A 12,461-nucleotide genomic window follows, 5' to 3' on the forward strand; every position below is an offset into this window, starting at 1 on the left:
TTTCATCTCTATAGTTTTACGTCATTTATCCGATATATTTAATAGATCATCACTTTTCCGAATTTAAGCACCTAGCTGAGCCTTTTATGTTTCAATTTTTCAAGCCGTGGTTAATGCCTTTTGCCTTTATCATTGCGACTCAGATTTCCGTTGTTCGTGCAGATTCCATTCGAGTTGTAGGGCCTAATGGCCAGATACAATCAGCGCCTACGTTTTCAGAACCTCTTCAAAGAGCGCAATTGAATAGCGCTGAGCCTTCACGTTTCTATGGTCCAACCCGTGGCTCAGAAACGCTATGGTCTATTGCTTCAAGGTTACGCCCTGATAACTCCGTTTCAGTCCAACAAACATTGTTGGCGATTTATCGCTTAAACCCACAAGCGTTTGAAAATCAGAATATCCATAGCCTGCTGCCTGCCAGTAATTTACGTGTGCCTTCTTTAGAGCAAGCACGTGCAAGTTCGACGCAGCAAGCTATCAACATCATGAACTCGCACCTTGCTAAGCTTGATGCTCCTGCGACAAAGCCTACCTCTTCAAAACCTAAAGTAGCGCAAGCGTCAAGTCGACCAGATGTAGCCCCTAAAAATGCACAATCCAAAGCTAAGGTTAGCGAACCTAAAGTTGTCGATAAATCGATAATTGGTAATCAAGAGATAGTGAATAACAAGCCGCTAACCGGTGCCAAGGAAATGAACCACCTTGAGAAGCAGTTAGAGCTTTCAGAAACTGAGTTACTGTCACTCGAAGAAAAAAACCATCAACTTCGTTTGATGCTGTCGAATGTTCAATTGGAAGTGGATGAGCTAAAAACAGAGCTCAGTGATGAAGACCGCATTCGTAGCGAAGTGGAAAAGCTGCTTGATGAAGAGCGTAGAAAGAACGCCGAAATTGAAAAAATGGCACCAAGTGCCATGGATGAACTGTTATCTAATGGTTGGTTAGTTGCGGCTCTTGCGATTATTCCGGGTCTTCTACTTGGTTTGATCATCGTGATGCTGATAGGTCGTCGTTCTAAAAATGAAGAACAACAGCAAAACACTCAAGAACAACCGATGCAGCCTGAACCAAGCAGCGTCGCGCCTATTACACTGGGCGACGAGATGGACGACCTTAACGAGCTGTCTTTAGACGATGACTTGTTTGGCACTGAAGATGACGCCAATAAGTTGTTTGATGACCAAGCTCTTGCTGAAGAAGACGATGTATTTGCAGGATTGGATGAATCTGATCTCGATTTCAATCTCGACGGTGAAGATGATGACCCATTTGCGAGCATTGGCGAAAATGGTGATTTAGACACTAACTTTGATGATCTGGACTTGGACAGCAGCAACGGCATCAGTGTTAATGGTGAAGAGAAAGCGCTTGGTCTTGAAGAGATGGAGCGCGCGCTCGATAAAAGCGCAGAAAGCGCACTTGATACAGATGAAGTCGATTTTGACCTCTCAGATGATAACGCAATGTCTGCTGATGACATTGAAGCACTGCTATCTAAAGAATCCGAGACTGAAGATTTAGGCTCTAACGAATTAGATCAGTCACTATTAGATGACCTGTTTTCTCTTGATGACGAAGATGATGATAGCTTCGACATCGATGCTTTGATTTCGGAAGAGCAAAGTGATTCTACTTCTAGTGCCGACACATCAATAACCGATGATTTTGATATCGATGCGCTTATCTCAGAACAACAAAGCGATGCTACGCCTTCGGACATAAGCAATGACGACTTTGATATTGATGCTCTGATCTCTGAACAACAGACCACTCAATCTGCAGCTCCTAGTGTAGAGGATGATATTGATGACATCTTTGCTCAGGTTGCCGCTCAGAACGAGCAAGCGAATGATCCTTTCAACCTCGATAGCGACGATGAAATAGCGACGAACCTAAACAATGGTTTGGCGTCTGATGATGATATCGAAAACATCCTGTCTCAGTTTGATAAGCCAATCGTTGATGAAGAGACTCAAGACAGCGTTGATCTACTTGATGAGCAGCTGGAAGGGGATGACGTTGACCTAAGCAACTCGACCGAACTCCTTGATGAAATGCTGGGCGATGAATCGGATGATGAGCCTGAAAGTGAGCCTTTAGGTTTTGATGCCTTATCCGAACTTGAAGAGCTTTCTGGTTTATCGACTGATGATGAGCTAAACATTGCAGAAGACAGCACGGAAACTCTGGATGAATTAATCGGAGATTCTGATGATGATTTCGAACTCGATGCAGAGAGCACCGACTTACTTGATGATTTCCTTGATAGTGAACTATCGGATGATGCGCTTTCAGCGGACCAAGCCGATTCACCAAAATCTGAATCTTTAGACCCGTTTGATGATTTACTGACAAGTGGTATTGAAGACGAGCTTGAATCAGAAGAACAGACGTTTGATAAAGAGCTAGATGCTGCCTTTGGTTCTGATAAAGCCAGCGACGACCTTATCAAGGATTCAGAGGTTGAACATACTCAATTAACGTCAGAGCCTTCTGAAGTCGAGCCTGAACAAATAACGGACATTACTGAAACACCACAACCTGAACTTGTTGGTGATGCTTCATTAGATTCAGAACTGATTCAAGACGGTGCTGATGTTAAGCCAGAAAATGATGAAGCCTTTAATCGTGATGACTTTATCGATGACTTGTTTGGTGTAGCGCCTGCAACGGATGCGTTGCTTGATGACGCACTAGAAACAACAGATGAAGCATTGATTGATGAGTTGATGACTTCTGATGACAGCGATTCGTTGCAAGCTACTGAAGAGCCGGATGAAGCATCAATCGAAAGCGCTTTGGAACCAGAACAAACGTCTCTTTCTGATAGTCATGAACTATTACCAGAAGAAGCGGTGTCGTCTGTTCAAGATGATGAACTGGATGTTGACTCGTTGCTCTCTGAGAATTCTGACTTTGACAAACCAGTTTTTGAAGAGCCGACTCAAGAAGATACTGAGCAACAAGAATTAGAACCGAAAGAAGCCGACGTACAACATCAGCGTGAAGACATCGCTGCGAGTACTGAAGATCAAGCTTCGCCAGCGTCTTTAAATGATATCTCTGAAGACGATGAAGAAACGGTAGAAGATTGGTTAGCCGAAGCCATTGATGATGTTGAATCTCCTGCGAATATAGACTCTGATTTTGACTTTGAACCGAAAATTCAAGGTAGCGATGAACTTGAAAATATCGTTGAATCCTTGCCAGAGCCAGAGCCAGAGCCAGAGCCAGAGCCAGAGCCAGAGCCAGAGCCAGAGCCAGAGCCAGAGCCAGAGCCAGTCCGTGCTGCACATATGCCAGAAATCATTCCAAATGAGTTCGGTGTACCAGAAGACAGTGATTGGCTGATTGGAGACGATACAGCTAAAGAAGATGCGTTGGCGGACGCTGAAGCTGATGTTGAAGTAATACCAGACCCAGTTACTCCTGCTGTTGAACCTCAACTAGACGCTGAACCTCAAGCAGAAACGGCACCGCAAGTTGACGCTACGGAACAAGCTGAAGTTCTAGGACAAGACAGCGAAGAAGAGTTCTCGTTTGATGACTTCGAACTTCCTGAGTTTAATGAAGAAGACGCGTTGGCAGAAGCCAATGCTGAAGCTGATGTTGAAGTAATACCAGAACCAATTGCTCCTGCTGTTGATTCTCAACTAGACGCTGAACCTCAAGCAGAAACGGCACCGCAAGTTGACGCTACGGAACAAGCTGAAGTTCCAGGACAAGACAGCGAAGACGAGTTCTCGTTTGATGACTTCGAACTTCCTGAGTTTAATGAAGAAGACGCGTTGGTAGAAGCCGATGCTGAAGCTGATGTTGAAGTAATACCAGAACCAGTTGCTCCTGCGGTTGATTCTCAACTAGACGCTGAACCTCAAGCAGAAACGGTACCGCAAGTTGACGCTACGGAACAAGCTGAAGTTCCAGGACAAGACAGCGAAGAAGAGTTCTCGTTTGATGACTTCGAACTTCCTGAATTTAATGAAGAAGACGCATTGGCAGAAGCCGATGCTGAAGCTGATGTTGAAGTAATACCGGAACCAATTGCTCCTGCTGTTGAACCTCAACTAGACGTTGAACCTCAATCAGTATTAGAACCACAATTAACATCTGAGCCACAAGCAGACGTTGCGCCTCAAGCAGAAACGGCACCGAAAATTGAAGCTACGGAACAAGCTGAAGTTCTAGGACAAGAAGGCGAAGACGAGTTCTCGTTTGATGACTTCGAACTGCCAGAGTTTGGTGAAGAAGATGCATTGGCGGAAGTCGTTAGTGAGCCTGATGAAGCTCAGTTAGAACAAGATCTCGCTCCTGAGGCAGAAAAGTTTGAGTTCGATGATCTTGACCTTCCTGAATATGACGAAGAAAGCGCAAAAGCAGACTCTGTTTTAGATGATATTGAGCAAAGCAGCGCAGAGCCAGTAGCGGAAGAAGAAGGCGTCGAGTTCGATGAGCTTGATTTGCCTGAATACGGTGAAGACGAAGCCATCTCAGATGCGTTTGCAGAGAAGCCGACACCACTGACTTCTTTTAGTCCGCAAGGTGAAGAGCAAGATGCGCTGCATGATTTGTTCTCAAATCCGCAAAGCTTTAGTCACGCTGACGACTTCTCCGATACAGAGGGTTTCTCGGACGAAGCAGGGTTCTCAGATGCAGAAGAACCTGAACTGGCAGCGTTCGCACAACCAGATGATTCACCGAGTTCATCTTCAGGATTAAATTCAACGCCTTTAGAATCAAACTCAGCACCTACAGCGGTTCAAGATGAACCACTAGAAGGCTTTGACGATTTTGATGAAACAGCATTGGCTGAGTTGCTTTCAGAAGATGTACAAGACTCAGTCGACAATATGTTTGAGAAGCCATTAGATGCAACGTCGATTGACAGTGCAGGGCTCGATATCGATGCGATGCTTGAAGTTGGCGGTGAAGATTGGAAAGGCTTTAACTTAGCTCCAGAGCAGCAATCAAGCATGCACAATGGTGTTCCTGACGATCAACAAGAGATTTGGGCATCGGCTGAAAAACAAGCTGAACCTAAAATTAAAGAAGAAAATTGGGGTCAACAAGATAATCTAACAGAGTCAGGTAACAGTCGTGATAAGCAATACATGACGATTGACGAACTGATGGCTCAAGTAGAGCAAGAAGGCGAAGAAGCCATTAATCCAGATGATGAAGAGTTGAAGCTGGATGTTGGTCTCAATGAATTCCCTGATGTTATCGGTGATATCGGCAACTATGATGTCGACAATAATGCAGAAGCTGCTGGCAAGCTCGATTTGGCTAAAATCTATATCGAGATGAGTGATTCGCAAGGTGCAATTAAGCTTCTAGAAGAGGCGATAGTTGACGGGAGCGATGATATTCGTCGAGAGGCAAAGAATCTTATCGATACCTTAAACGGTCGATAAATTTAAAAAAATCATAAAGGGTAGCGTTGGCTACCCTCTATTTTTGGGTGAGCCCAAGCGCCTTTGTTTTATTTGGCTTCTTAAAACCACCGTCTAGGGCGGTAGTGGTTGTTTATTGCAGTTTTAGCCCCATCCTATTTGGGCTAGCAATCATTTCCGTATATACTTCTTGCCCATTTTCAAAGAGAACAAGAACATGAAAATTGCTTTAGGTATTGAATATAACGGTACCCACTACTTTGGTTGGCAGCGCCAACGAGACGTGAAAAGTGTCCAAGAAGAATTGGAAAAGGCTCTTTCAGTTGTCGCGAATCATCCTGTAGAGGTTATGTGCGCAGGTCGTACAGATGCCGGTGTTCACGGTACGGGACAAGTCGTTCACTTTGAAACTAATGTTGATCGTAAAATGGTTGCTTGGACAATGGGCGCGAATGCCAACATGCCAAAAGATATTGCGGTTCGTTGGGCGACAGAGGTGAATGAGGATTTCCACGCTCGTTTTTCTGCAACTGCACGCCGTTATCGCTACATTATCTTTAATCATGCACTACGTCCTGGCATTCTGAATTCAGGCGTGAGCCATTACCATGGTCACCTTGATGAAAAAAAGATGCATGAAGCGGGTCAGTACTTGTTAGGCGAGAACGACTTCACCTCATTCAGAGCGACACATTGTCAATCTCGTAGTCCATGGAGAAACATGATTCACTTAAACGTGACTCGTCATGGACACTACATAGTGATCGATATTAAAGCGAATGCGTTTGTTCACCATATGGTGAGGAATATTACGGGTAGCCTAATTGCAGTAGGTAAAGGTGAGCAAAAACCAGAGTGGATCCAGTGGCTTTTAGAGGCTAAAGATCGAAAAGTGGCTGGCGCAACCGCCAAAGCGGAAGGCTTGTATCTGGTAGATGTTGATTATCCTGAACATTTTGAGTTACCACGAGAGCCAATTGGACCTCTGTTTTTACCGGATAATTTGAACTAAATGTGAGACTTAGGTTCAAAAAATATTACGGTTTCGTGCGTAAAATAGTGCCAGAAAATAGGTACAACCAGTTTTTTATCTACAGTCGCTGTTTTATGTGCTTTAATTCCCACGCATAATTCCCAAATTTATTTCTTTCGCAATCAAGCGTAAGAATCGAAACAAAAAGGTCTTCCATGAGTTGGCTTGAAAAGATTTTAGAAAAAAGCAACATCGTAACATCTCGTAAAGCGTCTATCCCTGAGGGTGTTTGGACTAAATGTACTTCTTGTGAGCAGGTTCTTTACCATGCTGAACTAGAGCGTAACCTAGAAGTGTGTCCAAAATGTGACCATCACATGCGCATGAAGGCACGTCGCCGTCTGGATACATTCCTAGACAAAGGTGAGCGCGTTGAACTAGGTGCTGATCTTGAGCCACAAGACAAACTGAAGTTTAAAGACTCTAAGCGTTACAAAGAGCGTATCTCTACTGCTCAAAAGAACAGTGGTGAAACTGACGCGCTGATCGCAATGAAAGGTGAACTACTAGGTTTACCAATCGTAGCGTGTGCTTTTGAATTCTCATTTATGGGTGGTTCAATGGGCTCTGTTGTTGGTGCTCGTTTTGTGAAAGCGGTAGATGCGGCTATTGAGAACAACTGTGGTTTAGTTTGTTTCTCTGCAAGTGGTGGTGCTCGTATGCAAGAGGCATTGATGTCTCTAATGCAAATGGCAAAAACCAGTGCTGCTCTAGAGCGTTTATCTGCGAAAGGCCTACCGTTTGTTTCAGTAATGACTGATCCAACAATGGGTGGTGTTTCCGCGAGTTTGGCAATGCTTGGCGATATCAACATCGGTGAGCCAAAAGCGCTTATCGGTTTTGCTGGACGTCGTGTAATCGAACAAACTGTACGTGAAGACCTTCCTGAAGGTTTCCAACGCAGTGAGTTCCTACTCGACCACGGCGCTATCGACATGATCGTTGACCGTCGTGAGATGCGTCAGCGCGTTGCAAGCCTTGTTGCTAAAATGACCAACCAGCCTTCACCATTAGTAGTTTCTGTGAACGATTCACCGAATGAAGCTACTTATGAAGTACCAGAAGCGCCAGAAAAAGGGTAAAGTACCTTCTAACAAACCTACTTAATCATGGTTATGAGTTAGATGAGTCAACAACCTATTCCTCAAGCCACATCCTCTTTGGAGATGTGGCTTGATTATTTATCAAACATCCACACAAGTGCTATTGATCTTGGATTAGACCGAGTTCAGGCCGTCGCCTCTAAGGCAAACCTCACCAAACCTGCTCAACACGTTATTACTGTTGCCGGAACTAATGGCAAAGGCTCAACGTGTGCACTAATGGAAGCTATTCTGTTGGATGCTGGTTACTCAGTTGGTGTCTACAGTTCTCCTCACTTAATTCGCTATAACGAACGTGTTCGTATTAACGGCCAAGATCTATCCGATGAAAATATAGTTCAGTCTTTCAATTTCATTGAGAAAGAGCGCGGCGAGATCAGCCTTAGCTTTTTCGAATATGGGACTTTAGCGGCGTTACGTGCTTTTCAAACTGAAGCTGTTGATGTTGTGTTATTAGAAGTGGGTCTAGGTGGACGCCTAGATGCGACGAATATCGTTGAGCATGATGTTTCTGTGATTACCAGTTTGGCTATCGACCATGTTGATTGGCTAGGTGATGACATCAATGTGATTGGTTTTGAGAAAGCCGGTATTTATCGTAGCGGTAAGCCAGCTATCTGTGGTCAACCTAAACCACCAGCTACGGTTGCTGCTCACGCTGATGACATTAAGGCTGAGTTCTATCAGGTGGGTATCCAATACACCTATGATGTAGACGGCGATACTTGGAACTGGCGCAGTGGGGCATTCCAACTAGAATCACTGCCTATTCCAAGCCTACCGCTACCTAACGCAGCAACAGCATTGATGGCATTAGGTACTTCAGAACTTAGCATTAGCGATGTGAACGTCGTTAATGGCATGAAGAACGCACAGCTTCCTGGGCGTATGCAGCAAATTAGCGAACAACCCGTGATTGTGCTTGATGTTGCGCACAACCCGCATTCGGCTAAATACTTTGCGCAGCAAGTAACGAAGAAGTATGCAGGCAAAAATTTACACGTTGTAGTCGCCATGCTTCATGACAAAGATATCCCAGCGACATTGGAAGTATTAGCACCAATCACAACACATTGGTACCCAGCTTCGCTGAACGGCCCACGAGCCGCAACAGCTGCTGAATTGTGTCAAAGCTTACCTCAAGGCGTAGAGCAGCATTCAAACCCTGTAGCAGCGTTTGAAGCGGCTTTAGCTTCTGTTAAAGGTGACGATGTTGTACTGGTGGTCGGTTCTTTCCATACTGTGGGTGAAGTATTGGAGCATTGGCAGAAAAAAGGAAACTAAATGGCAAGTAAATTCCAAAGCCGATTAGTCGGTACCATCATTTTAGTGGCCATTGGTGTGATTGTATTGCCCGATGTGCTAGATGGTAAGAAGCTCCACTATAAAGAAGAGTTTGCAAGCATTCCGATTAAGCCAGAGCTTGATAGTAATGTAGAAGTTTTTGAAGTACTCGACCCTGTTGAAGATCAGATTGCACTGCCGGATTCTCCGGTTGAGCGAGTGGTTGAAAGTGGTGTTGATAATTCAGATAAGCAAACTGCGTCGGCTTCCAGTAACAAAGAAGCGGATAAAGTGGCAGTGGTGGTTAAGCCTGTACCGGAAAAAAATGAATACCAAGACAGTGCTTGGATTATTCAATTGATGGCTTTGAAGAATGCTGACAACGCAAAAAACGTTGTTAAGGATTTACAAAAGCGTGGTTACCAGGCTCACACCAAGCAAGAAAAAACGTTTACGCGAGTAATTATTGGCCCGGATGTCTCTAAATCCAAACTTGAGCGACAAATTAAGGAATTAGAAAAAATTACGGGTTCAAAAGGCCAATTGCTCAAATTTAAACCGTTAAATCCATAAGAAAACGTTTGCGTCAGCATTTTTTCTGTTAAAATGCGCGCCAACTTAAGATGAAGAATTCATGAATTGGTTAGATTTTGTCATTTTAGGCGTGATCGGCTTCTCTGCCGTGATCAGTTTAGTTCGCGGTTTCGCTAAAGAAGCGTTATCACTTGTTATTTGGTTTGGAGCATTTTTTATTGCTAGCCAGTACTACGCTAAATTAGCCATGTACTTCACCAATATCGAAGATGAGATGTTTCGAAACGGAACTGCGATAGCAGCATTATTTGTTGCAACGTTAGTTGTCGGTGCCTTAGTTAACTATGTCATCGGTCAGCTAGTTCAGAAAACAGGCCTGTCGGGTACAGACAGAATCCTCGGTGTCGTCTTTGGCGGCTTACGTGGTGTTCTGATTGTCTCTGCAGTGTTGTTTTTCATGGATGCGTTTACTGCATTCCCAAGTTCTGAGTGGTGGGAGAATTCGCAGTTGGTTCCGGAGTTTAGCCGAATCATTGCGCCGTTCTTTGAGCATTTACAAGCAACATCTAGTTTCTTATCTGGCGCGCTTTAGCGCCAGTTAATGTCGAAAATCGAGGATTAGGACATGTGTGGTATTGTTGGAATCGTGGGTTCAACACCTGTAAACCAGTCTATTTATGACGCTTTAACGGTATTGCAGCATCGTGGCCAAGATGCCGCTGGTATTTGTACCATAGAAAGCAATCGTTTCCGTCTGCGTAAGGCGAACGGTTTAGTTAAAGATGTTTTTGAAGCAAAACACATGCAACGCCTCCAAGGTAACGTGGGTATTGGTCATGTTCGTTATCCTACAGCGGGAAGCTCGAGTGCTTCTGAAGCGCAGCCTTTCTACGTAAACTCTCCTTTTGGTATCACGTTGGCGCACAACGGCAACCTAACGAATGCAAGTGAAGTTCGTGAGAAGTTGTTCGAAAAAGACCGTCGTCATGTCAACACAACCTCTGATTCTGAAGTTCTACTGAACGTATTGGCTCATGAAATCGATACTGTTAAAGGTAATGTGACTTCAGAAGATGTGTTCCGCGCCGTTGCAAACGTGCACCGTACTATTCGTGGTGCTTACGCAGTGACAGCGATGATCATCGGCCACGGTATGATCGCATTCCGTGACCCACATGGTATTCGTCCACTGTGTCTTGGTAAGCGTGAAATTAACGGTAAAACAGAGTACATGGTTGCGTCTGAATCGGTAGCGTTAGACGCTGTTGGCTTTGATTTTATGCGCGATGTTGCCCCTGGTGAAGCTATCTACGCAACATTCAATGGTGAGCTTTTCACTAAACAATGCGCAGATAACCCACAATTAAACCCATGTATTTTCGAGTTTGTTTATTTTGCTCGTCCTGATTCATTCATCGATAAAATTTCGGTTTACAGCGCACGCGTTGAGATGGGTGAGATGTTAGGCAAGCGTATTAAAGAAGAGTACGCAGACCTAGACATTGACGTGGTAATTCCAATCCCTGAAACATCGAATGATATTGCGCTACGAATTGCTCAAGCGATCAATAAGCCATATCGTCAAGGTTTCGTGAAAAACCGCTATGTTGGCCGCACGTTCATCATGCCTGGTCAGCAACAGCGTAAGAAGTCGGTTCGCCGTAAGCTCAACGCAATTCGTTCTGAGTTTAAAGGTAAGAACGTTCTATTGGTTGATGATTCTATTGTTCGTGGCACAACATCAGAGCAGATTATTGAGATGGCTCGTGATTCTGGCGCAAGCAAAGTCTTCATGGTTTCTGCTGCTCCTGAGGTTCGTTTCCCGAACGTTTACGGCATCGATATGCCGAGCGCGACTGAGCTTATTGCTCATGGCCGTGACAACGAAACGATTTGTAAGCAGATTGGTGCCGATGCTTTGATTTTCCAAACGCTACCAGATTTAATCTCTGCTGTAGGTATGGGTAATCAAGACATCTCTCGTTTTGATACATCCGTATTCAACGGCGAGTATGTAACGGGCGATATCGACCAAGCGTACCTAGATTTCCTAGACTCTTTACGTAATGACGATTCAAAGGTTGAGCGTGAGATCCAACAAGATCTCGCGAACCTAGAGTTACATAACGAAGGCGCTTAGCGTACTCATAAAAAATGAGTAATAAAAAACCAGAGCATCGGCTCTGGTTTTTTGTTTGCGGGGGAAGGGGATTGAATCTTAGTGAATGTGGTATGCGATCACAAAATCGATAAACAATCTAACCTTCTCTGGCAGGTGGTCTTTGTGGTTATAAAGCATGTAAATATCACGAGGGTTAGCACTCCAGTCTTCTAAGACTTGCACTAAGCTGCCATCTTCAATGTATTCACGGATCATCACGTCAGGCATTAGGGTGATACCTAGGCCCTCTGAACAGGCTTGTCTCACGACATTAAGCGCATTCGCATTGAAACGACCTTTCTCGCTATTCACGACCGTCTCTTCATTCGAATTACTCAGCTGCCACTTAATCAGTGGGTAACCTTTGAGTAAAGAATGATTCGCGAGCTCTTCTGCATGACTTGGTGCCGGGTTCTTCGCTAAGTAGTCAGGACTCGCGATAAGAATATCCTTCACTTCACTGATCTTTCTTGCGATTAAGCTTGAATCACGCTGCGGGCCGACTCTGAAAATGACATCCCACTCAGTTGGATCAAGCTGATCAGCTTGGTTGTTCATCATCAGCTCAATATTGATATCAGGGTATTGAGTCATGAATTCACTGAACATCGGCATCATCATGCGCTTGGTCAGGTTCGAGGGGGCGGTAATGCGAATCTTCCCTGAAGCCCCCTTACACACGTCAGTGAGTTCTTCTGCAGTAGAAGATAGACGTTGTAGTAACGGTGAGCATTCATTGAAAAAACGTTCGCCAGCCTCTGTTAAAGAGAGTTTACGCGCGTGTCTATTGAGAAGCCTTAGGTTCAAAGAATCTTCTAAGGCTTGGATGCGTCGTGTAATGGTCGCAACCGGAATCATAGTCTTGCGCGATGTTGCGGTGTAGCTCCCATTTTCAACGACAAGTCGAAAGAGGTTTAAATCATCTAATTTCATAAATCCAGACACATTTGTTT

The 12,461-nt window shown here is 44.5% G+C and carries 8 protein-coding genes; 7 read left to right on the forward strand and 1 reads right to left on the reverse strand.

Going from position 1 to position 12,461, the window contains the following annotated elements:
* Positions 1-86 precede the first annotated feature (86 nt).
* From NX845_RS08575 to purF, 7 genes are all read left to right on the forward strand, one after another.
* Positions 87-5,414, forward strand: a complete 5,328-nt coding sequence (locus NX845_RS08575; protein WP_260256762.1) for a FimV/HubP family polar landmark protein — start codon at positions 87-89, stop codon at positions 5,412-5,414.
* A 196-nt stretch (positions 5,415-5,610) separates the two neighbouring features.
* Positions 5,611-6,405, forward strand: a complete 795-nt coding sequence (truA, locus tag NX845_RS08580; RefSeq protein WP_004734161.1) for a tRNA pseudouridine(38-40) synthase TruA — start codon at positions 5,611-5,613, stop codon at positions 6,403-6,405.
* Positions 6,406-6,581: 176 nt separating this feature from the next.
* A complete protein-coding gene (gene accD, locus NX845_RS08585; RefSeq protein ID WP_004734162.1) occupies positions 6,582-7,508 on the forward strand; it encodes an acetyl-CoA carboxylase, carboxyltransferase subunit beta in 927 nt (308 codons plus the stop codon).
* Positions 7,509-7,550: 42 nt separating this feature from the next.
* Positions 7,551-8,813, forward strand: a complete 1,263-nt coding sequence (folC, locus tag NX845_RS08590) for a bifunctional tetrahydrofolate synthase/dihydrofolate synthase (protein WP_017095027.1) — start codon at positions 7,551-7,553, stop codon at positions 8,811-8,813.
* On the forward strand, positions 8,814-9,386 hold the full coding sequence (locus NX845_RS08595; RefSeq protein WP_017084069.1) for an SPOR domain-containing protein: 573 nt from the start codon (positions 8,814-8,816) through the stop codon (positions 9,384-9,386).
* A gap of 61 nt (positions 9,387-9,447) precedes the next feature.
* Positions 9,448-9,939: a CvpA family protein gene (locus tag NX845_RS08600; RefSeq protein WP_004734165.1), complete on the forward strand. Its 492-nt coding sequence runs from the start codon at positions 9,448-9,450 to the stop codon at positions 9,937-9,939.
* Positions 9,940-9,972: 33 nt separating this feature from the next.
* On the forward strand, positions 9,973-11,487 hold the full coding sequence (gene purF, locus NX845_RS08605; protein WP_004734166.1) for an amidophosphoribosyltransferase: 1,515 nt from the start codon (positions 9,973-9,975) through the stop codon (positions 11,485-11,487).
* Between the two features lie 78 nt (positions 11,488-11,565).
* On the opposite strand, the gene NX845_RS08610 is transcribed toward purF, so the two are convergent.
* A complete protein-coding gene (locus NX845_RS08610) occupies positions 11,566-12,441 on the reverse strand; it encodes a LysR family transcriptional regulator (protein WP_004734167.1) in 876 nt (291 codons plus the stop codon).
* Between the last annotated feature and the right edge of the window lie 20 nt (positions 12,442-12,461).

The sequence above is a fragment of the Vibrio sp. NC2 genome (assembly GCF_025195005.1).
Taxonomy (GTDB): Bacteria; Pseudomonadota; Gammaproteobacteria; order Enterobacterales; family Vibrionaceae; genus Vibrio; species Vibrio splendidus.